We start from the raw sequence: 23,173 nt of genomic DNA, 5'->3' as shown, positions 1-23,173 counted from the left end.
TTTAAAGCTTAATATCAATGTTGGCGGTTGCCAAAAGATTTATAATTTTACTTGTAAAAAGTGGTTTTACCCGTGCTTTTAATTCATCACTGTATTTTAAGTACTGTTTTTCATAGGCAACTTTTATATGAATCGCATAAACTCTGACAATATCAATATGAGCCTGTTTATATTTTTCAATCAATGATTGATTCGGTGATAGCGCATTTTGTTGATCTGTAATATATTTATCCAACAGTGGTGGATATTTTTCAATAATCATTTCTGCGACTTTGAACAGATCTTCACATAAAGAAGTATCATTTATTGTTGTCATAATGCTATTTTCACGGTGGCGATAACAATAGAACATACGGTTGACCTCAATAATTCGCACATCTGGCTTGCACAATAAGGTATCTAATCTAAACAACCCATCTTCAGCTTTTAACCCTTCAGGAAATTCAATGTCATATTGGCGCAAAAAAGCAGTGCGACAAAAACCAAAATGAACATTCGGTTCCCAAGAATAGTCTAGCATTCGATGTAAATGTGTTACACCATCAAGGATTTCATACATATTGGGATAGGAAAGGCGGGGCGAAAGAATTTTATCGTCAAAATATCGATTTTCAACTTCAATAAAATGACGGCGTCCACCAAAAAACATATCCGCTTGTTCCTGATCCGCTAACTTGATTAAAACTGAAAAATCCCGTTCAATTAAATAATCATCAGAATCAATAAAATAAACATAATCGCCTTTCGCGTTTTTTAAACCAATATTACGTGCTGCGGAAAGCCCTTTATTGTGTTGATGAATTAATGTGATAAATGGGTATCGGTCAAAGTACTCCTGCGCAATCTGACCACTACTGTCTGTTGAACCATCATTGATAATGATGATCTCCTTTTCCACTGATTGACAAACCAAGCTGTCCAAACATTCTCTCAAATATTTTTCTACATTATAAACAGGAACAATAAAGCTAATGCGAGGTAACATAATCTTCTCTTAAAATTGTTAAGTCAAGTGTGAGTTTTTTTGAAAGTAAACGGCAAAAAGTGCGGTCATTTTTTTAGAATTTTACAACATTATGTAGCGGTGCATAATGAATCATTCTTAATGAAAGGTAGTAGGGACGTCACGCTGGCATCCTTAATTTAACCTATATTGAAATTAGTTGTTTTTTTATAAGGACGCCAGCGTGGCGTCCCTACTGTTCAAGCCATTTTCTCTTTGTGCATTTGCTACATAATATTGATTTTTTACGTATTTTAAGCACCAAGTTTTGCTTTCAATACCTTTAACGCCCTCGCACGATGAGAGATTTTTTTCTTTTCCACGGTTTCTAATTCCGCAAAAGTACAGCCTTGTTCGGAGCTAAAAAATAAAGGGTCGTACCCAAAACCATTTTCCCCTTTTTCTTCAAAAGTGATGACACCGTGGCATTCACCTTCTGCGATTATTGGTGAGGGATCGGTCGGTGATTGCAAAAATACGATACAACTGACAAATTTTGCTTGGCGTTCCGATTGTGGCACATTGGCAAGTTCCGCCAATAATTTTTGCCGATTTAAGGCATCATTGCCCTCTTCCCCTGCATAGCGGGCGGAATATAACCCCGGTGCGCCATTGAGGGCTTTTACCACTAAACCCGAATCATCGGCAATGGCAGGAAGCCTCGATTTTTCTGAGGCATAACGGGCTTTTAATAAAGCATTTTCCACAAAGGTTAAGCCGGTTTCTTCCGGACTTTCAATGCCCAGATCCGTTTGGGCGATCACTTCAAAACCCAGCGTTGCCAACACATCCGCCATTTCTTTGACTTTGCCTTTATTGCCGGTGGCAAGGACGATTTTTTGCATTTCTATTTATCCTTTTTGTTGAAATTTTGATGATAACCGGACATTAATTCCGCCCAGTTTTGTTCGGTAAATTGAATCTTCATTCTGCTCACTTCTTTTATAGAAGAGCGGTGTAAACGGTTAAGATTTTCCGTTTTCCAAAAATCACCTAATTTTTCACCACACTTATCGAAATCTAATAACCAGCACTTTTGTCCTTGCACGGTTTGTTGTAGCAAAATATTGTGTGCATTCAAATCCGTATGGCAAATTTGTTGATCGTGTAATTGACGAATTAATCGTCCGATTTGTTGCCAAACTTCCGTTGCTAAAGTTTCCTTTTGTAAAAGTGCGGTCAAATCCTGTGCATTTTCGATTTTTTCCGTCAAAATATCCGCTTGATAGCAAATACCCAACCTACCTGTTATTACACGCGCACCAATGGGTTTCGGCACAGGCAAACCCGCTTTATATAAGCGTTGCAATAAGTGAAATTCGGCAAAACTGCGGGTGTTTTCAAGGTTGGAAAAACGATAGCGATCTTTGTTCACTTTGCCCCACAAGCCACCACGATAATAATGACGCAGAGCGCAATTTACGCCAAACCAATCGTCCGTTTTTAGAAAATAAGTCGTCCCCCGCCCCTTTGCCGAACCGAGAATACGCTGTTGGGCGTGCCAAAATTCAGGGTTAAAAAATTCATTTTGTCTCTCAAAAGTGCGGTCAAAATTGAAGATAAAAAATTGATTCTCTTGCTGATATTCAAGCATTTTGATTAGATGTCCTGATAGAAAATGTGCCCATTCTACTTTAAAATATCACCAAATTAAACGATAAAGGATTTCAAATGCCACTTTTTACCCAAGCCCCAAAATCCCTTTGTATTCTTCGCCTTTCTGCGGTGGGAGATGTATGCCACGCTCTTGCTGTAGTACAACGTATTCAAGCCTATTATCCCGAAACCAAGATCACGTGGATCGTGGGAAAAACAGAGGCCGCATTATTGGCGAATATACCGAATATTACCCTGCTCCCTTACGATAAAAAAAGCGGTTGGAAGGGGGTTTTTGCCTTGTGGCGACAGCTCAAAAATACGCATTTTGATGCACTGTTAAATATGCAAACGGCATTTCGGGCTTCCATTCTCTCATTGGGCATTAAAGCGACCTATAAAATCGGCTTTGGTCAAAAACGATCACGCGAGGGGCAGTGGCTTTTTGTTAATCGCCGAGTGGACGATCCGGACTCGCCACACGTGTTGGACGGTTTTATGGCATTTGCAGAATATATTGGTGTGCCTAAATCTGAACCAACTTGGCAGTTGGCGATTTCAGCGCAGGATCAACAATTTGCCGCACAATTTATTGATCCTTCCCGTAAAAATTTGTTGATCTCCCCTTGTTCCAGTAAAGCGGAAAAAGATTGGTTGGTAGAACGCTATGCCGAAGTGGCAAATATTGCCAATAAACATAATGTGAATGTGATATTTTGTAGCTCGCCGGCAAAACGGGAATTAGAAATGGTGGCAAAAATAACCGCACTTTGTGATTTCACACCGGTGAATGTGGCGGGCAAAACGAATTTAACACAACTTGCCGCACTCATTGGTAAAGTCGATCTTGTGCTTTCGCCGGATTCCGGCCCAGCCCATATTGCGACCACGCAAAATACGCCGGTGATTGGGCTATATGCTTATCACAATCCGCTTCGCACCGCCCCTTATCATAATTTAGCCAATGTGGTTTCCGTGTATGAAGAAAATGTGCAAAAAGAATTTGGCAAGCCTTCCGCTGAATTACCTTGGGCGACAAAATTGAAAGGAAAAAATTTGATGGCGGAAATTCAGGTGGCGGATGTAATCGCACAAATGAAAAACTTGAATTTATGGCAATAAAAAAGGCACTCATTGAGTGCCAATATGAACAAGTTCCTAAATAAAATTCAAATCGCTAATTACTCGCCTTTTTGCACGTGATAGGCTTCCAACGCACGGAGAGAGTAAGTATATGCCGCACCGGCGTTTAATGCGATAGACATTGCCAATGCTGCCGCCACTTCAGCTTCTGTTGCACCGGCTTTCACCGCTTCTTCAGCGTGAACACTGATACAACTTTCGCAACGGGTGGTAACCGCCACCGCCAAAGCAATTAATTCACGGGTTTTCGCATCAAGCACATCGCCTTCTGCCGCTGCCGCACCAAGTGCTTGGTAGGCTTGTAACATTTTCGGGTGTTGTTTACCTAATGCGCCAAAAGATTTTTTAACGTGTGCTGTATGTTCTTTCCAATCTGTAAACATTGTTTTTTCCTCTTAAAATAATTGAAGTTCGTATTTAATTTTCGTGAAGCATTATAGGCAGATTGCGGTATCATACTTGTCAAATTATCTCAACTTTTATGGTTAAAATCTCATTATGGATTATTTGGATAAGCTAACCCGTTTGGCACAAGTACGTGGTGAAATTAATATTCACTGTCTTTTTCAGGGCGAATGGCAAATTGCACACGAAGAACATAATGATAATAAAGGGATTTTTCATTTAATTGAAGAAGGTGAATGTTACCTTACATTCAATGAGAAAACCGTTCATCTGAAAGCAGGCGACATCTTTTTTCTTCCGCAAAATCGACCGCACTTTATGGGATATTCGACAGAACAGAAATCTGCAAGCCCGTTAAATAAAACGTGGCAGGGGGCTTTTCAAGTTCACCAAATTGGGCAGGGAACGCCCCATTTCAAAATGTTTTGCGGAGCATTTTATTATCAAAAAAATGCCTTATTGATGGAATCATTGCCACCCTATTTGCATTTGAATTTATGCGATACCGAAATTCAGCCCTTGATTCGATTATTTTTGCAGGAAGCCGAAAAACAAGAAAGCGGGAATCAATCGGTAATTGATGCCTTGGCGAATGTGTTGTTTATTTATATTTTACGCCATACCATTTCCCTTGGTTTGATCGAACAAGGGGTATTATATGCCCTTCAAGATAAACGCTTAAACGGCGTGTTGGCACAAATATTGCAAACACCGGAGGAAGATTGGTCTATTGAACGCCTTGCCGCAGTAGCAGCGATGTCCCGCGCCAATTTTATTCGGGTATTTCAACAACAACTAGGGATGTCCCCCGGTAAGTTTTTAACCAAAGTGCGGTTAGATTTAGCAGCATTTTTATTGAAGCAGTCGCAACAATCCATACTCGCCATTGCTTTGCAGGTGGGGTATCAATCGGAAGCACATTTCAGCAAAGCCTTTAAAAATGCTTATGGGCTTTCCCCCGGTCAATATCGAAAGTCGCCTACAAATTGAAGAAATTTTACGCTATAATGCGCCCCGTTCTAAAAAGGCAACCTTATGTTGCCTTTTGTTTTTGAGGAAATACGATGTTTAACAAAATTTTTTCGTGGTTTGAAAACCGTCTAAATCCTTATCCGGAAAGCAACCCCATCACACCGGAAAAAGGTTTGTTCCGTTTTATTTGGTCAAGTATTAATGGAATGAAAGGGTGGATTTTTCTGCTTGCTATCTTAACGGTGGGAACCGGCGTGATGGAAGCCCTCTTATTCCAATTTATGGGACTATTGGTGGATTGGTTGGGGGCTTACACACCGACAACCTTATGGCAGGAAAAAGGATATTTATTACTGGGAATGGCGGCATTGCTCGTGCTGAGCATTGTGTGGTCTTTTATTGGTGTGAATGTTCGCCTACAAACCCTACAAGGTGTGTTTCCAATGCGTTTACGTTGGAATTTTCACCGTTTAATGCTGGGGCAAAGTTTAAGTTTCTACCAAGATGAATTTGCCGGCAGAGTTTCCGCCAAAGTAATGCAAACCGCCCTTGCCGTGCGTGATACGGTGATGACCATTGCCGATATGTTGGTTTATGTAGCGGTCTATTTTATTACCTCAGGTTTAGTATTGGCGGCATTAGACGCGTGGTTTTTATTGCCGTTTGCCATTTGGATTGTGTTATTCCTCGCCATTTTGAAATTATTAATTCCCCGTTTGGCAAAAACAGCAGAACGCCAAGCGGATGCCCGCTCATTAATGACAGGGCGTATTACGGATGCCTATTCCAATATTGCCACGGTAAAACTCTTTTCCCACGGTTCACGCGAAGCGGCTTATGCCAAACGTTCAATGGAAGAATTTATGGCCACCGTTCACGCTCAAATGCGTTTGGCAAGTTCTCTAGATACGCTCACTTACGCTTCCAATATTTTTCTAACCTTAACCACTGCCATATTAGGCGTGATTTTATGGCAGCACGGGCAAGTCGGCGTGGGTGCCATCGCCACCGCCACCGCAATGGCATTGCGGGTAAACGGACTTTCACGTTGGATTATGTGGGAGTCGGCTCGCCTATTTGAAAATATCGGCACGGTGAATGACGGAATGAATACCCTCACCAAACCGCATACCATTGTGGACAAACCAAATAGTACGCCATTACAGGTGAAACAAGGGGAAATCAAATTTAACGACATTACCTTCGCCTACGATCCGTCAAGATCCTTATTAAATCACTTTAATCTCACCATCAAACCGGGCGAAAAAGTGGGCTTAATCGGGCGTTCCGGCGCAGGGAAATCCACCATTGTGAATTTATTGCTCCGTTTTTATGAAGCACAACAAGGAACGATTACCATTGACGGACAAAATGTGTTAGACGTGAAACAAGAAAGTTTGCGTAGTCAAATTGGATTAGTAACGCAAGATACTTCGTTACTTCACCGTTCAGTGCGTGAAAATATTATTTATGGTCGTCCAAATGCCACCGAAGAAGAAATGGAACAGGCTGCAGAACGCGCAGAAGCGGCAGATTTCATTCCATTCTTGCAAGATGAACAAGGACGTAAAGGCTATGATGCACACGTGGGTGAACGTGGCGTGAAACTTTCCGGCGGACAACGCCAGCGTATTGCCATTGCCCGTGTAATGCTAAAAGATGCGCCAATTTTACTGCTTGATGAAGCCACCAGTGCATTGGATTCCGAAGTGGAAGTCGCCATTCAAGAAAGTTTGGATAAGATGATGGAAAACAAAACAGTGATTGCCATCGCCCACCGTTTATCCACTATTGCGGCAATGGATCGCCTTATTGTGTTAGACAAAGGTCAAATTGTAGAACAAGGTTCACACGCCGAACTGCTGGAACAAAACGGACTTTATGCAAAACTTTGGAAACACCAAAGCGGTGGCTTTTTAAGTCAGCACGATGATTAAAAAACACAAATAAAAACGACCGCACTTCAGCAAAAAGTGCGGTCGTTTTTTTCAGCATTATGGCGCAAACGCACAAAGAGAAAATGGCTTGAACAGTAGGGACGCCAGCGTGGCGTCCCTACTTTTTCCTAAAAAACATTCATTGTGCAACAACTAATACTGTTTATTACTGGAATTTAACTAAGCCAGAAGAGATAACCAATTGTGGCGATAACAAATACACAGACAATGTTTAGAACAATACCCGCTCTGACCATTTCACTTTGTTTCACCTCACCGCTACCAAATACAATCGCATTTGGCGGCGTTGCAACCGGTAGCATAAATGCACAGGATGCACCGAGACCAATAATTAAAGCAAGCCCGATTTCTGGAATACCTAAAGATTGCGCAATGGAAATAAAGATCGGTACAAGTAATGCCGCACTTGCCGTATTGGAGGTAAATTCCGTTAAGAAAATAATAAAGGCGGCAATTAATAAACCGATCAAATAATAATGCTGACCTTGAACAAGAAATACAATACCGTCCGCAAGAATTTTGCTCGCGCCGGAATCCTTTAAGACAGCACTTAGCGTTAAGCCACCACCAAAGAGCATTAACACGCCCCAATCGGTATTTTCTTGAATTTGTTTCCAGCTTGCCACACCGGTTGAACAAATAATGATCGCTGCAAGTAAAGCAACTACACTATCAAAGCCGGCAATTTTTTTCTGTAACCCAAGTAACTCTGAAATGATCGGATTAATTTTGCTACTGAATACCCAGCAAAGTGCGATAAAGACAAAAATAGCAAGAGTAAGTAAGCGTTGAGGGTTCATTTCGATTTTTTCAAAAGATTGCTCGAAATGTACATTGAGTTTTGGTTTGAAAACAATCCAAAGTGTACCGATCATTAAAGGTAATAAAACGATCATCACCGGCAAGCCATACCACAACCAATCTGAGAAGGTGAGGTGTAAATTACTTGCCACAATCGCATTGGGCGGACTACCTACTAAAGTTCCCATACCGCCAATACTGGCACTATAAGCGATCCCTAATAACACGAAAACATAGGTATTGTGTTCTTTTTCACGATCCATTTGGCTTAAAATCCCCATCGCCAAAGGTAACATCATTGCAGCGGTTGCCGTGTTACTCATCCACATAGAAAGGAAGGCTGTGATCAAGAAAAGATAAATCACCGCAATCAGAAGATTGCCCTTGGCGAGTGCCATAATTTTATTGGCGATCATTCTGTCAAGCTTTTGGATATGCAATGCTGTCGCCAAAGCAAAACCGCCAAAAAATAAGAAAATAGTTGGATCGGCAAAGGCAACTAGCGCCTGTTTGGTGGCAACCAAATCCAACGCAATTGCCAATAATGGCACAAGCAGCGCAGTAATGGTAACGTGCAAGGCTTCGCTTAGCCAAAGTACAGCGATAAAAGCTAATAGGGCGAGCCCTGAATTTTCTTTCGGTGTAAAAGGTAAAAATTTTAATAACACAAAAAATAGTACGATATCTACAAGGAATATCACACCGTTTTTATGACTTTTGAGTGAAGATACTGTGTTCATAAAATCCCCCCACATTCTTATAAACTTAATGAACGGACTAATGTTAAAGGAATGTTACTAACTTGCAATCAACAAAATTCAAAAGTGTGATCAAGTGCAAAAAATTTTGACAAAAAAAGTGCGGTTATTTTTAAGCGCACTTTTAAGGTTGTCTTATTCTTCTTCAAATCCTTCTAAATCAAGGGGTTCTTGGGAAAGAATAATACCGGTGAGATCCGCATAAATATAATCTTCAGGGAAGAAGGTGACACCACCGAAATTAACCGGAACATCGCTTTCTCCGCTATTGTTTTCATCGGCACTCACCGGAATTGGGGCTAATGCTTGAATACCAATATTAATATTTTCCAGTTGTTGAATTTGGCGAACTGCACCATAAACAATAATGCCTGCCCAGTTATTATCGGCGGCAAGTTGAGCGAGTTCTGCATCAATCAAGCCACGGCGTACTGCACCACCGCCATCGACAACCAATACCCGTCCTTCACCCTCTTCTTCTAATACTTCGGCAATCAAGCCATTATTTTCAAAGCATTTTACGGTGGTGACTTTACCAAAAAAATTGTTTACACCGCCGAAACTGGAAAAAATCGGCTCTACCACATCCACTTGATCGGCATAAAGATCGCAAAGTTCTGAAGTATCGATAAACATAAATTTCTCCTGTAAAAATTTGAGCTGAAAGCAAGTATATTCCGATTTAGCCGAGAAGCAAGCCTAAACTAAATAACAGATTGATGAATAAGGAAATCATCGACATTTGTGCCAACATTGGGCGGAGGCTTTCGGGTTGTGTGCTACGGTAAACAAACAGGGCGTGTTTGGCGAGCAACGGAAAGGCGGGTAAGAACAAATAATTTGTCCAAGAACTTGCCGTAGCGAGGGTGAAAATGAGATAACATAAAGCGGCAAGGGTTAATAAAATGCAGTGATAAACCCGCCCTTTTTTTGCACCTAAACGCACGGCTAGGGTGTTTTTTCCCGCTTTGGCATCTTGTTCAATATCCCGTAAGTTATTGATATTTAACACAGCACTCGCCAATAGCCCTGAGCCGATAGCCGGTAACATAATGGTGGTGTCGAGAGAATGGGTTTGTAAATAGTAAGTACCGCCCACGCCTAATAAGCCAAAAAATAACAGCACAGAAATATCACCCAAGCCCATATAACCATAGGGTTTTGCCCCCACGGTGTAAGTGATTGCGGCAATAATGGCTAAAATACCAAGACCGGCAAATGCCAATAAATCTGATAGATTTTCATAGGCAATGCCAATGAGAAAAGCACCGGAAAGAAAACTTGCCAACGCCATTAATATCAAGCCCCATTTCAGCTCTTTTGCCGAAATTGCGCCTTTTTGAATACCACGCAAGGGGCCGATTCGTTCTTGGGTGTCCGAACCTTTTTGATGATCGCCATAATCATTGGCAAAGTTGGAAAGCACTTGTAATAAAATGGTGGTGAGCAAACAAAGAATCATTACCGCCATATTAAATTTTTCGGGATTCGCCCAATAGCCCAATGCCGAGCCGGTAAAAATCGAGGCTAAGGCAAGGGGCAAGGTTTTTGGACGTGCCGTTTCCCACCACATTTTCAGTTTTTCATTTGTCATTTTTTTTGACCGCACTTTTGATTACAATAAGTCGCGTATTCTACACTGAAATAGCCTGTTTATGAATGATTTAACACTAACGCCCATCGCGATTATCCACACCCCTTATAAAGAAAAATTTTCCGTGCCACGCCAACCTAATTTAGTGCAAGACGGCGTGGGAATTGTGGAATTATTACCGCCTTATAATTCCCCCGAAGCGGTGCGGGGATTGGAACAATTTAGTCATCTTTGGTTAATTTTTCAGTTCGATCAAATTCAACAAGGAAAATGGCAGCCCACGGTACGCCCGCCCCGTTTAGGCGGAAATCAGCGGGTGGGGGTGTTTGCTTCGCGTGCCACACATCGTCCTAATCCGTTGGGATTGTCTAAGGTGGCATTGCGGAAAGTGGAATGTATTCACGGCAAGGTGTTTTTACATCTTGGTGCGGTGGATTTGGTGGACGGTACGCCAATTTTTGATATTAAGCCTTATGTGGCTTATGCCGATAGTGAACCCAATGCGAAATCAGGCTTTGCGCAAGAGAAACCGCCGACAAAATTAAAGGTGGAATTTACCTCAAAGGCAGAAAGTGCGGTGAAAAAACTGGAAGAAAAACGACCGCACTTAGCGCGCTTTATTCGTGATGTGATTGAGCAAGATCCGCGTCCGGCTTACCAACAAGGGAAATTCAGCGATCGAATTTACGGTATCAGTTTGTATGACTTTAACGTGAAATGGCGTATTAAGGCAGGCACAGTGGATGTGGTTGAAGTGTTGAATATCGAAAAAAATAAGGCGGGTTAATCCCGCCATTTTTAATCTTCCGGTAATGCATTTAGCACCGCTTTCACCAAGGTTGCGAGCGGAATGGCAAAAAAGACACCCCAGAATCCCCATAATCCACCGAAGATCAGCACCGAAATAATGATGATCAATGGATGTAGATTAACCGCCTCAGAGAATAAATAAGGCACGAGTAAATTTCCGTCTAATAATTGGCTCACCGCAAAAGCGATAATGATATACCAAAATGTTGGGCTGATTCCGAATTGGAAAAGGGCAACCAACGCCACAGGAATGGTGACTAACACCGCACCAATATAAGGCACTAACACGGAAAGCCCCACCGCAAAAGCCAATAACAGCGGATAATTTAAGCCGAAAATGAGAAAAATAACGTAAGTGACGAGGGTGACAATTAAAATCTCCAACAATTTACCGTGAATATAATTGGCGATTTGTTGCTGCATTTCCAACCACACTTTAGACGCTAAGTGACGGTTGCGTGGTAAAAATCGGCTTACCCCCAGTAAAAGTTCCCCTTTGTCTTTCAACATAAAAAACATCATTAACGGCACTAAAAAGGCATAAATGCCGAGGGATACCAAGTTCATAATGGAAGCGAGCGAAAGTTTCACCGCCGATTCACCAAAGCCCAGAATTTTTTCCCGCACGGAATTAAAAATGGCATCGACCATAGAATAATCAATGAGTTCGGGGTAATGTTCCGGTAAAGCAAGCAACCACTCATTGAGTTTATTAAACATTGCCGGCAGATCGCTTAACAATGAAATACTTTGATTCCACAACATCGGCACAAGCACAAGAAAAAAAACCGTTGCCATACCAATAAATCCACCAAAAATAACGATGGTTGCCAACATACGTGGGAATTTTAGCCGATGGGTGAGAAAGTGAATGGGCATTTCCAATAGATATGCCAACACAATGGCAATCAGCAAGGGGGCGATTAAATCACCAAAAAAATAAATGGCAATGAAGCCAAAAAGTAAAATCGCCAACAGCCCCATAGCCTGTGGATCGCTCAAGCGGCGGGCGTACCAGCTTTTCAACATATCTAACATAAATGCATATCCGAATAAGAAATTTTCGCCATTATAAGTTAAAATTCCCCCTAGTTATAGCCAACCGGAGAGAAATTCTATGCCTATCGTGATTTATCACAATCCACGCTGTTCTAAAAGCCGAGAAACCCTTTCATTACTTGAAGCAAAGGGGATTCAGCCGGTGATTGAACTGTATTTACAAAAACATTATGCCATTGCCGAACTTCAACAATTAGCCGATAAATTGGGTGTGGATGATGTGCGACAAATGATGCGAACCAACGATGATTTGTATAAGTCGTTGGAATTAGATAATCCCGCATTAACCAATGAGGATTTATTAAAGGCAATGAGCGAACATTCCGCTTTGATTGAACGCCCTATTGTGGTGAACGGTGAAAAAGCAAAAATCGGGCGACCGCCGGAAGCGGTGTTGGCGATTTTGTAATTTGAGGGTTTATGCGTATAATACGCCGCCGTGAAAATCACTTCACGGCGTTTTTAAGTTTAAGGAAACATAATGGCAAAAAAACAAAAAAGTGCGGTTGAAAATCAAACCGTTTATCAACACACCCGCGGGGTGGTGAAAGACAATGCGGTAATGGCATTATTGCACGATAGATTATTTCGTCAGCGTATTGAGAAAAAGCGCAAAGGAAAAGGCAGTTACCAACGAAAAGCAAAACACGCAGGGAAATTTTTTGAAAAGCCCGATTATAAATTTTTTGATTTCAGAAATTTTATAATCGGGTTTTTCTTAAAGTAAAAATAACAATGAGAGGTAACAATATGTCAAACAAAACAGAAACATTATTCAATACAACGTGGAATGTGCGTATTAGCGATCCCGGTGAAGAAGGGGCGCATAGCCATTTTTTTGAAACCGTTTATTTAACCCTCACTGCTCATTTTGAAGAAAGCGGTATTCGCTATGAATTTGTGCGTAGAGTGGAAGATCAAATCAAAATACAACGTTCATTTACCGAACTCACCGAGCTATTCAAATTTCTTGGTGATTATTTAGATTCGGTTTCCCTCGGTATGCTTGGGGTAAGAATCGGCAATTTAGGTGTGAAAGCGGAATAGTTTTTTGAGGGGGAGTTAATAGGTTTTTATTTTTTTGTCAACTCATTGTTTTATATCAATAAATTTTTGACGATTGTTGGGTGTGGCAAATTAATAGAAAGAGATAATTGCCTTTCTAATTGTGGAAAACAATCAACCGCACTTTAGGTAAAGTGCGGTCAAAAATAGCGGTGTTTTAATAGATTTCGGGGTTGTTGGCAAGCCATTGTTGGATTTTGGCTTCGGTTTTCTTTTCGTTATAGCCGCGGGTTGGGAAAAGGCTGAAATGATAAAACCAATTAATATAATCCGACCATAAACGTTTTTCTTTTTTGAAGTAGTGGGCAAATTCCTGATCGGGGTTAGGGCTTTGCATATAGTCGGCGAGAAAATCTTTGAGAACTTGATCTTGGTAATCACAGGCGGGGCGGTAAATGCCTAAATCAACGCGCACGATATTGTTGGGATCGGTTTCGTGAGGGAGTATAAGGATTAATGCGGCATGCTCCGGATTGGTTAATCGGGATTGGTATGAGTAAGGCTTCAGGGCATTGAGCGGATTGGTTCTTTCATCATAGCGTGTGATATAAAATTTACCGAATTGCCAAAAGTAGGCAATTCGGCGGTTGGTGTCAATACGTAGTGGACGCCAGTTGGGTGAAATAAGTAATAGTAGAATCCATAGTGGTACACTTAATAATACCCAAGCATTTTTCGTATATTGTTTAACATTTTCGGATAGGTGAGACTTATATTCATTGATAGGTTGCCCATCAATCATATACTGAGGATTATCTGAATCTATTAAAAAATTAATAATATAGATTTCTTTTTCTTTTGCATTCCAAGCCCATTCCAGCTTATTGTGTAGTGGTTGGTTTGGATCAATCACATTCCATATCCAAAAAAAAGTGATAACTAAAAACCACATCCATAAAAATTGGCGTAGTTTGGCATCACTATAACGGCAAATTTCAATGACACCGTTTTTTACCCACTTAATATTTCTTGAGATTGTGTCGGGCGTGTAAGATCTATGATGATTAAAATTAAACATATTTCCTCTTAAATCTCATTTTTCCCAAATATTCGCTGAACAATAAAATGTTCTGTTGAACTGCCGAGTTTTGGATATTTCAAAGTTAGTATGCCTTGTGTTGCTAACATCGTTCTTCCCAAATTTCGCCAATCCGCTTTTGGAACGATACCTAAAGGCGGCGTTTCGCTAAAATCAAGTTCAATACAATTTGCCAATAAGCGTTTTTTCTTCACATTTGTATCTTTACTTATGCAAAATCAACCGCACTTTAGGTAAAGTGCGGTCAAAAATAGCGGCGTTTTAATAGATTTCGGGATTGTTGGTAAGCCACTGTTGGATTTTAGCTTCGGTTTTCTTTTCGTTATAGCCACGGGTTGGGAAAAGGCTGAAATGATAAAACCAATTAATATAATCCGACCATAAACGTTTTTCTTTTTTGAAGTAATGAGCAAATTCCTGATCGGGGTTAGGGCTTTGCATATAGTCGGTGAGAAAATCTTTGAGTACCTGATCTTGGTAATCACAGGCGGGGCGGTAAATGCCTAGATCAACGCGCACAATATTGTTGGGATCGGTTTCATGAGGAAGCGTAAGGACTAATGCAGCATGCTCCGGATTGGTTAATCGGGACTGGTATGAGTAAGGTTTCAGGGCATTGAGCGGATTGGTTCTTTCATCATAACGCGTGATATAAAACTTGCCGAATAGCCAAAAGTAGGCAATACGGCGGTTGGTGTCGATACGTAGTGGACGCCAGTTGGGCGAGATAAGCAAAAGTAATAGAAAAATTGGAAATAATATATAGAAAAAACCAACATAAGTGCTTCCTGTGTGACGAGATAGCATATCTTTTCTGTATTCACTATATTGTTCTAATTGTTCTATCTTATTATGAGATTTATACACTTTAGTCAACCTATTGTATTGTTTTTGTAATTGCTCGTCAGGAGCTAATGCCCATTTTATATCTTTATAAATATTATTTTCAGATGTTATGTTATAGGAAGCAATTCCAATAATAGCTATGATCCATAACCAAACAAATTGTTTAAATTTTGCATCACTATACCGACAAACTTCTATAACATCGTTTTTTACCCGTTTAATATTTCTTGAGATTGTATCGGGCGTGTAAGATCTATGATGATTAAAATTAAACATATTTCCTCCTAAATCTCATTTTTCCCAAATATTCGCTGAACGATAAAATATTCCATTGAGCTACCAAGTTTTGGATATTTCAAAGTTAGTATGCCTTGTGTTGCTAACATCGTTCTTCCCAAATTTCGCCAATCCGCTTTTGGAACGATGGCCAAAGGCGGCGTTTCGCTAAAATCAAGTTTAATACAATTTGCCAATAAGCGTTTTTTCTTCACATTTGTATCTTTAAAAACTTATGCAAAATCAACCGCACTTTAGGTAAAGTGCGGTCAAAAATAGCGGTGTTTTAATAGATTTCGGGATTGTTGGCAAGCCATTGTTGGATTTTTGCTTCGGTTTTCTTTTCGTTATAGCCGCGGGTTGGGAAAAGGCTGAAATGATAAAACCAATTAATATAATCCGACCATAAACGTTTTTCTTTTTTGAAGTAATGGGCAAATTCCTGATCGGGGTTAGGGCTTTGCATATAGTCGGTGAGAAAATCTTTGAGTACCTGATCTTGGTAATCACAGGCGGGGCGGAAAATGCCTAAATCAACGCGCACGATATTGTTGGGATCGGTTTCGTGAGGGAGTGTAAGGATTAATGCGGCATGCTCCGGATTGGTTAATCGGGATTGGTATGAGTAAGGCTTCATGGCATTGAGCGGATTGGTTCTTTCATCATAGCGTGTGATATAAAATTTACCGAATTGCCAAAAGTAGGCAATTCGGCGGTTGGTGTCAATACGTAGTGGACGCCAATCTGGTGCTATTAATAATAGAAAAAAGCAAAATGGTATACTTAAAATGCACCATGAATTAAGAATATCTTGCTTTGTATTTAAAGATAATTCATTTTTGTATTCACTTAGTAATTGACCATCTCTGGTGTAGAGTGGGTTGTCGGTGGATTTCCACAAAGAAACTATCTCATTGATTTTATTTTCAGAATTCCATGCCCATTCCATCTTATGATGTAATGGTTGTGAAGGATCAATAATGTTCCACATCCAAAAAAAAGTGATAACTAAAAACCACATCCATAAAAATTGACGTAGTTGGGCATCACTGTAACGGCGTATTTCAATCACCCCCTCTCTAACCTGCCTGATATTTCTTGAGATCGTATCGGGTGTATAGGATTTTGATTGATTATTAAAGTTAAACATAAACTCTCCTAGATCTCATTTTTTCTAAATAGGCGTTGAACAATAAAATAGTCCGTCGAAGAACCCAGTTTCGGGTATGTTAAGGTTAATACTCCTTGCGTAGCGAGAACCATTCTGCCCAAATTTCGCCAATCCGCTTTTGGAACGATACCCTAAGGCGGCGTTTCGCTAAAATTAAGTTCAATACAATTTGCCAATAAGCGTTTTTTTTCACATTTGTATCTTTAAAAAACTTATGTAAAATCAACCGCACTTTAGGTAAAGTGCGGTCAAAAATAGCGGCGTTTTAATAGATCTCGGGATTGTTGGCAAGCCATTGTTGGATTTTGGCTTCAGTTTTCTTTTCGTTGTAGCCGCGGGTTGGGAAAAGGCTGAAATGATAAAACCAATTAATATAATCCGACCATAAGCGTTTTTCTTTTTTGAAGTAGTGGGCAAATTCCTGATCGGGGTTAGGGCTTTGCATATAGTCGGCGAGAAAATCTTTGAGAACTTGATCTTGGTAATCACAGGCGGGGCGGTAAATGCCTAAATCAACGCGCACGATATTGTTGGGATCGGTTTCATGAGGGAGTGTAAGGATTAATGCGGCATGCTCCGGATTGGTTAATCGGGACTGGTATGAGTAAGGCTTCAGGGCATTGAGTGGATTGGCTCTTTCATCATAACGCGTGATATAAAACTTGCCGAATAGCCAAAAGTAGGCAATACGGCGGTTGGTATCGATACGTAGTGGACGCCAGTTTGGAGATATAAGCAAAAGTAATAGAAAAATTGGAAAAAAAATACAGAAAAAGCCTATATAAGTACTTTCTATATGATACTCTAGCATCCCTTTTTTGTATTCTTCATAGCTTCTAAATTTATGGAGTTCGTTATCTTTTTTATACAGCAGATACAGTTCATTGTATTGTATTTCTAGTTGTTTATCTGGATTTATAGCCCATTCGATCTCACTATGTATATTTGCTCTATATTCAGGTTCTAATCCTAAAACACCAAAAATAGCGACGATCCACAGCCAAATAAACTGCTTAAATTTTGCATCACTATACCGACAAACTTCTATAACATCGTTTTTTACCCGTTTAATATTTCTTGAGATTGTATCGGGCGTGTAAGATCTATGATGATTAAAATTAAACATATTTCCTCCTAAATCTCATTTTTCCCAAATATTCGCTGAACGATAAAATGTTCTGTTGAACTGCCGAGTTTTGGATATTTCAAAGTTAGTATGCCTTGCGTTGCTAACACCGTTCTTCCCAAATTTCGCCAATCCGGTTTTGGAACGATACCCTAAGGCGGCGTTTCGCTAAAATCGAGTTCAATACAATTTGCCAATAAGCGTTTTTTTTCACATTTGTATCTTTAAAAACTTATGCAAAATCAACCGCACTTTAGGTAAAGTGCGGTCAAAAATAGCGGCGTTTTAATAGATTTCGGGATTGTTGGTAAGCCACTGTTGGATTTTAGCTTCGGTTTTCTTTTCGTTATAGCCGCGGGTTGGGAAAAGGCTGAAATGATAAAACCAATTAATATAATCCGACCATAAACGTTTTTCTTTTTTGAAGTAATGAGCAAATTCCTGATCGGGGTTAGGGCTTTGCATATAGTCGGCGAGAAAATCTTTGAGAACTTGATCTTGGTAATCACAGGCGGGGCGGTAAATGCCTAGATCAACGCGCACGATATTGTTGGGATTGGTTTCGTGAGGGAGTGTAAGGATTAATGCGGCATGCTCCGGATTGGTTAATCGGGACTGGTATGAGTAAGGTTTCAGGGCATTGAGCGGATTGGCTCTTTCATCATAACGCGTGATATAAAACTTGCCGAATAGCCAAAAGTAGGCAATACGGCGGTTGGTATCGATACGTAGTGGACGCCAGTTTGGAAAGATGATTAATAATAGGAACCAAAATGGTACACTCAAAATTATCCACGCTTTTCTAGCATCTAGCTTTGCATTACTTGATAAATTATTAGTGTACTCACTAAGTAGCGTCCCTCCTCTAGTATATTCAGGTTTTTGAGGATCTCTTAATAGTTCAATTAACTCAATTTGTAGATTTTGCGAGTTCCAAGCCCATTCCATCTTATGATGGAGCGGTTGGCTCGGATCAATCATATTCCATATCCAAAAAAAAGTAATAACTAAAAACCACATCCATAAAAATTGGCGTAGTTTGGCATCGCTATAACGATAAACCTCAATAACACTGCTTTTTACCTGTTTAATATTTCTTGAGATTGTGTCGGGCGTGTAAGATCTATGATGATTAAAATTAAACATATTTCCTCCTAAATCTCATTTTTCCCAAATATTTGCTGAACGATAAAATGTTCCGTTGAGCTGCCGAGTTTTGGATATTTCAAGGTCAGTATGCCTTGTGTTGCTAACACCGTTCTTCCCAAATTTCGCCAATCCGGTTTTGGAATGATACCCAAAGGCGGCGTTTCGCTAAAATCAAGTTCAATACAATCTGCCAGTAAGCGTTTTCTTTCACATTTGTATCTTTCTTATGCAAAATCAACCGCACTTTAGGTAAAGTGCGGTCAAAAATAATGGCGTTTTAATAGATCTCGGGGTTGTTGGCAAGCCATTGTTGGATTTTAGCTTCGGTTTTCTTTTCGTTATAGCCACGGGTTGGGAAAAGGCTGAAATGATAAAACCAATTAATATAATCCGACCATAAACGTTTTTCTTTTTTGAAGTAATGAGCAAATTCCTGATCGGGATTAGGGCTTTGCATATAGTCGGCGAGAAAATCTTTGAGTATCTGATCTTGGTAATCGCAGGCGGGGCGGTAAATGCCTAAATCAATGCGCACGATATTGTTGGGATCGGTTTCATGAGGAAGCGTAAGGACTAATGCCGCATGTTCCGGATTGGTTAATCGGGATTGGTATGAGTAAGGCTTCAAGGCATTGAGTGGATTGGCTCTTTCATCATAACGCGTGATATAAAACTTGCCGAATAGCCAAAAGTAGGCAATACGGCGGTTGGTATCGATACGTAGTGGACGCCAGTTGGGTAAAATAAGTAAAAAGAATAGAAATAGTGGAAATAAGATGGCAAAAGCACCTGTATAGCGACGTGAGCCATGAATTTCTAACATTTCATTTTTGAACTCTTCATATTGAGGATACGACTCACCAATACTGATCATTCTATTTTTATAACTATAATATCGAGGAGTTATTCTAGAATCTGGAGAAATAGTCCATTCAATGTCACTATAAATACTATTTCTATATTCAGGTTGAAATGTCATTACCCCTATAATCGCAATAATCCACAACCAAACAAATTGTTTAAATTTTGCATCACTATATCGACAAACCTCAATAACACCGCTTTTTACCCGTTTAATGTTTCTTGAGATTGTGTCGGGCGTGTAAGAACTATGATGATTAAAATTAAACATTTTTTCCTACCTAAATTTCATTTTTCCCAAATATTCGCTGAACGATAAAATGTTCCGTTGAGCTGCCGAGCTTTGGATATTTCAAGGTCAGTATGCCTTGCGTTGCTAACACCGTTCTTCCCAAATTCCGCCAATCCGGTTTTGGAACGATACCCAAAGGCGGCGTTTCGCTAAAATCGAGTTCAATACAATTTGCCAATAAGCGTTTTTTCTTCACCTTTGCCGAGCCTAAATCCGTATATTGTTCGCCCCGTTCACCGGGCCCACCCCATACGGTTTGTTGTCGCCATTCAATAGTGAGTTTATTGACACTTTCTCCTGCATTAAAAAGCGGGCTATAAACCCGTAATTTTTTATCACCTTGAATATCATTTTGAATTGACATCCCTAAAATTAGGTTATAAAAACCTTCCATTTCTTTCTCATAATAGCTAACTATTTGTTGGTAACCTTTATTTGTAGGAAATGCAAAAATCTTAGATTCATTTAATAATTTATCAAATGAAACTCTTTCTTCTCCCCAATACTCATCCGAATTCCCCCAAAACCCGGAACGTACCCACGCTTCTGCGTCATTATCGGAAAAATAATAATACAACATTGAGGCACTAAAGAGCAGCCAGCCTACCGCCATAAGCACGCCAGACACCGCCATACCTACCCCTAATGAAGCTACTCTGATGGGGGCAAGCCTTCCCACCCACGCCATTTCAGAGAAAAAGAGGGCAGTTTGTGCACCACCCATTAAGATACCCGAAACGGTTGAGGCACGGTCGTGTTTGCTCCAACCTTTTGCGACATCCGCAATAGCCACCACAATGCCCATAAAGTTTGCAATATGCCCGAGGTAAGCAAATCCACGTTTGTAGGCAGTGCCCCGAATGGCTTTATCAACCTGTTGCACAATGAGGTGTTGGTCGCCAAAGAGGGAAGCCAGTAGGCTTTTGTTTGCACTCAGCACGTTTTTAATGCTGTCATGGGCGATGCCGTTTCTTTCATAATAAAACATCGCGAACAAACCGGTGAGTGCATAGGTGCTTTGCGCAACAGAATCCCACCAAGGATTGTTTTGTGAATCCTTTAAATTTTTATATGTATCCAACAAGGATAATCCGGCAAGAAAAATCCCCATTTTATGAGACATATTGACATGTTGTTGTGCCGATTGCGTATTGATTTGCCCTTCCGGCACAATAATGTCAAAGGTAAAACCCAGATTTTTCGTGCTTGATGTGCTGCCCATCGTACGGGGTGGATGAGAGGGAATGAGTGGTTGGATTTGAACTTTATCTTGTAACAAACCTTGGATTTGTTGTTCCAGACGAGCGGTTATGCTTTCCGCCGTATTGGTGAGGGTGACAGTCGTACGAGTGAGACCGAAGGCTTTTAGATAGCTTTCACGTGTAATGCTTTTATCCTTTAAGGTTTTTGATGACCAACGGTAGAATTGTGCACTCATTAATGATTCGTACATGAGTTCAAGTTCTAATCGTTTCAATGCGCGTAATCCATTTGCTTTTGAGTGATTACGGTAAGTTAATTCAACCCGTTGGGCGGTGGCGATAATTTTTCCAATATAACCGCCATAAATACTCTCGGTTGCCAACATTTCCGCTTGATATTTCATGCCTTGGTCTGAAATACCGATTCCCTGCATCGCCAGTTTGACAAGGATTGCCGCCTGCATATTTAGGTCATTTAAGGCTTTTACTTCAACCTCGTTTTGACTTATCCGTTGTATGGCTTTTACCGCACAGTATTCCAATAATTTACAAATCGAATAGTGACCAGCTTGTTCCATCATCGCTTTTTGTACTTTAGCAATGTTATCTACTGTCTGATTCATCGCTTTAAATTCATCAATGGTGTCATAAAAGTTATCTGCGGCATATTTTTTAAGCGTTTCTTCATTTTTTACGTCATAAGGATAATTTTTAAACCAGGTTTTTCTCAATCGGGATTGAAGTTTTAGTACCGCCCTTGCGGTTGAGGTCGGGTAAAGGTATTTTCGGCGGGCACGAATCATATTAATCCAAGTTAATTCATGAAGTGCAGAGACATCCGCCAAATTACCAATAGGGTCGTGTACAGCGACAATGCGTGCGCGTTGTTTTTCTTCTTCCTTTAGAATAGCGATATTGTGTCGTTCGGTAAAACCGATTGATGTCGCTCGGGTGAGGCTATCGGCTTCATCTTTTTGTATTGTTGACGGGGTAAAATCGGCGACATCTGTTGTGAGCTTAGAAAACGGCAGACTAAAAGCCGGTTCATCATTGGCGAGTGAAACTTGTTGCATAATATGCTTGCGTGCTTCTTGATTTGTTTCCAACAGTTCAAAAAATGCGGGCGCCCAACGCCGTTCGCTGTAAGCATAATGAATGCGGGTGACTTGTTTATGAACAAAGGCATAGGGATAAGTTTTGTTGTCTAGAATCCATTCCCCGTGAGGTGTGCCGTCTTTCCATCTATATTTACGGAAATGATAAGTTTGACCTGTTTTTTGAGAAGGGTCTTCAGTTGCACCAATTTTTTTGCGTGCCTCAGCCGACATTTCAGGGGCAACGGCACTATTTCCATCATTATTGCTGATGTAGTATTCAAAAATTTGCCAATGCCCTTCTTGGTGGTCATCACCGTCGGTCGAATTATTTGCCATGCCGAGTTCGGCATAGATATAGAAATAGCCTTGGCGTAAGCGTCTTAATTCATAGTCCGGCGTGCCTATTTTTGTGTCTTGAGGTGCGGCAGGCACTTTTCCGGCTTTGATATTTTCAAGGGCGTTTCGGGTGAGACTAAATCTCACCGGAATAATAGGGGTGAGTGCTTGTTGGCAAGGCATGCCGGTTATACAGTCGTTGTCATATTGTTTGGCAGAGGGCATTGGCATGTTTCATTATTCCTTTTCTTTTATTTCCTTTGTTTTTAAATAAAGTAACTTGGCAAGTTCAACATCGGACATTTTGCCATATTCGGTTGATATTGTGGAAATTAGTGTGTCGGATTTATGTGTTGAGTTGAGTAAATAGCATTCGGCTTTAACAAAGAGTTCTATTGCTCCTTCATTTGTGATACCCAGTTTCATTGCACATTCTATCCAGTGAACTATTTTGTCTTTTGATAAGATAAGGTGTGGAAATTCTTGAGGAATAATCGTTGTTAATAATTTTTCGGCAGATTGATTTTTCGCATACGCTTCCAAAAACGCATTAAATTCATCATCAAAAGCGACCGCACTTGGTTGGGTCTCTTGTGGTAATTCGGCAAGGGAGA

Annotated in this window: 24 protein-coding genes and 1 pseudogene; 7 read left to right on the top strand and 18 right to left on the bottom strand. The window is 40.4% G+C overall.

The annotated features are described in order from the left end of the window. Nucleotide 1: 1 nt before the first annotated feature. The 3 genes from BKL49_RS03310 to BKL49_RS03300 all read right to left on the bottom strand — a co-directional run bounded on the left by BKL49_RS03310 (nucleotide 2) and on the right by BKL49_RS03300 (nucleotide 2,597). On the bottom strand, nucleotides 2-985 hold the full coding sequence (locus tag BKL49_RS03310; protein ID WP_077423207.1) for a glycosyltransferase family 2 protein: 984 nt from the start codon (nucleotides 983-985) through the stop codon (nucleotides 2-4). 272 nt (nucleotides 986-1,257) lie between these two features. Beyond that, the gene (locus BKL49_RS03305; protein ID WP_077423206.1) at nucleotides 1,258-1,848 is read right to left on the bottom strand and encodes an XTP/dITP diphosphatase; all 591 of its coding nucleotides are present in this window, start codon (nucleotides 1,846-1,848) and stop codon (nucleotides 1,258-1,260) included. A 2-nt stretch (nucleotides 1,849-1,850) separates the two neighbouring features. After that, the gene (locus BKL49_RS03300) at nucleotides 1,851-2,597 is read right to left on the bottom strand and encodes a 3-deoxy-D-manno-octulosonic acid kinase (RefSeq protein ID WP_077423205.1); all 747 of its coding nucleotides are present in this window, start codon (nucleotides 2,595-2,597) and stop codon (nucleotides 1,851-1,853) included. Nucleotides 2,598-2,674: 77 nt separating this feature from the next. On the opposite strand from BKL49_RS03300, the gene BKL49_RS03295 reads away from it, so the two are divergent. Next, nucleotides 2,675-3,721, top strand: a complete 1,047-nt coding sequence (locus BKL49_RS03295; protein ID WP_077423204.1) for a glycosyltransferase family 9 protein — start codon at nucleotides 2,675-2,677, stop codon at nucleotides 3,719-3,721. Nucleotides 3,722-3,780: 59 nt separating this feature from the next. On the opposite strand, the gene BKL49_RS03290 is transcribed toward BKL49_RS03295, so the two are convergent. Continuing rightward, a complete protein-coding gene (locus BKL49_RS03290; RefSeq protein ID WP_077423203.1) occupies nucleotides 3,781-4,125 on the bottom strand; it encodes a carboxymuconolactone decarboxylase family protein in 345 nt (114 codons plus the stop codon). A 115-nt stretch (nucleotides 4,126-4,240) separates the two neighbouring features. Between BKL49_RS03290 and BKL49_RS03285 the strand changes: the two genes are divergently transcribed. Both BKL49_RS03285 and BKL49_RS03280 read left to right on the top strand, forming a co-directional pair. After that, nucleotides 4,241-5,137 (top strand): cupin domain-containing protein, encoded by an 897-nt coding sequence (locus BKL49_RS03285; protein ID WP_077423202.1) that lies wholly within the window; start codon nucleotides 4,241-4,243, stop codon nucleotides 5,135-5,137. Nucleotides 5,138-5,211: 74 nt separating this feature from the next. Further along, nucleotides 5,212-7,056 carry an ABC transporter ATP-binding protein gene (locus BKL49_RS03280; RefSeq protein WP_077423201.1) on the top strand — a complete coding sequence of 615 codons (1,845 nt, stop codon included), beginning with the start codon at nucleotides 5,212-5,214 and terminating at the stop codon, nucleotides 7,054-7,056. Between the two features lie 176 nt (nucleotides 7,057-7,232). On the opposite strand, the gene BKL49_RS03275 is transcribed toward BKL49_RS03280, so the two are convergent. The 3 genes from BKL49_RS03275 to BKL49_RS03265 form a co-directional block, all read right to left on the bottom strand. After that, the gene (locus BKL49_RS03275; RefSeq protein WP_077423200.1) at nucleotides 7,233-8,618 is read right to left on the bottom strand and encodes a DASS family sodium-coupled anion symporter; all 1,386 of its coding nucleotides are present in this window, start codon (nucleotides 8,616-8,618) and stop codon (nucleotides 7,233-7,235) included. A gap of 153 nt (nucleotides 8,619-8,771) precedes the next feature. Further along, nucleotides 8,772-9,272: a ribonuclease E activity regulator RraA gene (gene rraA, locus BKL49_RS03270; protein ID WP_077423199.1), complete on the bottom strand. Its 501-nt coding sequence runs from the start codon at nucleotides 9,270-9,272 to the stop codon at nucleotides 8,772-8,774. Between the two features lie 46 nt (nucleotides 9,273-9,318). After that, nucleotides 9,319-10,230 (bottom strand): 1,4-dihydroxy-2-naphthoate polyprenyltransferase, encoded by a 912-nt coding sequence (locus BKL49_RS03265; RefSeq protein WP_077423198.1) that lies wholly within the window; start codon nucleotides 10,228-10,230, stop codon nucleotides 9,319-9,321. A 61-nt stretch (nucleotides 10,231-10,291) separates the two neighbouring features. On the opposite strand from BKL49_RS03265, the gene tsaA reads away from it, so the two are divergent. Then, the gene (tsaA, locus tag BKL49_RS03260; RefSeq protein WP_077423197.1) at nucleotides 10,292-11,017 is read left to right on the top strand and encodes a tRNA (N6-threonylcarbamoyladenosine(37)-N6)-methyltransferase TrmO; all 726 of its coding nucleotides are present in this window, start codon (nucleotides 10,292-10,294) and stop codon (nucleotides 11,015-11,017) included. Nucleotides 11,018-11,028: 11 nt separating this feature from the next. On the opposite strand, the gene BKL49_RS03255 is transcribed toward tsaA, so the two are convergent. Continuing rightward, nucleotides 11,029-12,078, bottom strand: a complete 1,050-nt coding sequence (locus BKL49_RS03255) for an AI-2E family transporter (protein WP_077423196.1) — start codon at nucleotides 12,076-12,078, stop codon at nucleotides 11,029-11,031. A 79-nt stretch (nucleotides 12,079-12,157) separates the two neighbouring features. Here BKL49_RS03255 and arsC point away from each other — a divergent pair, with 79 nt between their 5' ends. From arsC to BKL49_RS03240, 3 genes are all read left to right on the top strand, one after another. After that, nucleotides 12,158-12,508, top strand: a complete 351-nt coding sequence (gene arsC / locus BKL49_RS03250) for an arsenate reductase (glutaredoxin) (protein ID WP_077423195.1) — start codon at nucleotides 12,158-12,160, stop codon at nucleotides 12,506-12,508. A 72-nt stretch (nucleotides 12,509-12,580) separates the two neighbouring features. Continuing rightward, nucleotides 12,581-12,826 carry an alternative ribosome-rescue factor A gene (locus BKL49_RS03245; RefSeq protein WP_077423194.1) on the top strand — a complete coding sequence of 82 codons (246 nt, stop codon included), beginning with the start codon at nucleotides 12,581-12,583 and terminating at the stop codon, nucleotides 12,824-12,826. Nucleotides 12,827-12,849: 23 nt separating this feature from the next. Continuing rightward, on the top strand, nucleotides 12,850-13,146 hold the full coding sequence (locus BKL49_RS03240) for a DUF5377 family protein (RefSeq protein WP_077423193.1): 297 nt from the start codon (nucleotides 12,850-12,852) through the stop codon (nucleotides 13,144-13,146). A gap of 175 nt (nucleotides 13,147-13,321) precedes the next feature. On the opposite strand, the gene BKL49_RS03235 is transcribed toward BKL49_RS03240, so the two are convergent. The 10 genes and pseudogenes from BKL49_RS03235 to BKL49_RS12290 form a co-directional block, all read right to left on the bottom strand. After that, nucleotides 13,322-14,182, bottom strand: coding sequence for a hypothetical protein (locus BKL49_RS03235; RefSeq protein WP_077423192.1), 861 nt, complete (start codon nucleotides 14,180-14,182; stop codon nucleotides 13,322-13,324). Between the two features lie 8 nt (nucleotides 14,183-14,190). Continuing rightward, nucleotides 14,191-14,397 carry a hypothetical protein gene (locus BKL49_RS03230; RefSeq protein WP_077423191.1) on the bottom strand — a complete coding sequence of 69 codons (207 nt, stop codon included), beginning with the start codon at nucleotides 14,395-14,397 and terminating at the stop codon, nucleotides 14,191-14,193. 67 nt (nucleotides 14,398-14,464) lie between these two features. Then, nucleotides 14,465-15,325, bottom strand: a complete 861-nt coding sequence (locus BKL49_RS03225; protein WP_077423190.1) for a hypothetical protein — start codon at nucleotides 15,323-15,325, stop codon at nucleotides 14,465-14,467. Nucleotides 15,326-15,333: 8 nt separating this feature from the next. Then, the gene (locus tag BKL49_RS03220; RefSeq protein ID WP_077423189.1) at nucleotides 15,334-15,540 is read right to left on the bottom strand and encodes a hypothetical protein; all 207 of its coding nucleotides are present in this window, start codon (nucleotides 15,538-15,540) and stop codon (nucleotides 15,334-15,336) included. A gap of 71 nt (nucleotides 15,541-15,611) precedes the next feature. Continuing rightward, a complete protein-coding gene (locus BKL49_RS03215) occupies nucleotides 15,612-16,475 on the bottom strand; it encodes a hypothetical protein (RefSeq protein WP_077423188.1) in 864 nt (287 codons plus the stop codon). 286 nt (nucleotides 16,476-16,761) lie between these two features. Next, nucleotides 16,762-17,622: a hypothetical protein gene (locus BKL49_RS03210; protein ID WP_077423187.1), complete on the bottom strand. Its 861-nt coding sequence runs from the start codon at nucleotides 17,620-17,622 to the stop codon at nucleotides 16,762-16,764. A gap of 285 nt (nucleotides 17,623-17,907) precedes the next feature. After that, nucleotides 17,908-18,768 (bottom strand): hypothetical protein, encoded by an 861-nt coding sequence (locus BKL49_RS03205; RefSeq protein ID WP_077423186.1) that lies wholly within the window; start codon nucleotides 18,766-18,768, stop codon nucleotides 17,908-17,910. 280 nt (nucleotides 18,769-19,048) lie between these two features. Next, nucleotides 19,049-19,903: a hypothetical protein gene (locus BKL49_RS03200; RefSeq protein WP_077423185.1), complete on the bottom strand. Its 855-nt coding sequence runs from the start codon at nucleotides 19,901-19,903 to the stop codon at nucleotides 19,049-19,051. 10 nt (nucleotides 19,904-19,913) lie between these two features. Further along, a complete protein-coding gene (locus BKL49_RS03195) occupies nucleotides 19,914-22,790 on the bottom strand; it encodes a toxin VasX (RefSeq protein ID WP_077423184.1) in 2,877 nt (958 codons plus the stop codon). A gap of 6 nt (nucleotides 22,791-22,796) precedes the next feature. Further along, nucleotides 22,797-23,173 (bottom strand): annotated as a pseudogene (locus BKL49_RS12290) (DUF4123 domain-containing protein); the annotation flags it as partial.

Source organism: Rodentibacter myodis (assembly GCF_001999305.1).
GTDB lineage: Bacteria > Pseudomonadota > Gammaproteobacteria > Enterobacterales > Pasteurellaceae > Rodentibacter > Rodentibacter myodis.
Note: the sequence above shows the minus strand (reverse complement) of the source record. Positions and strands in the feature narration are given on the sequence as shown.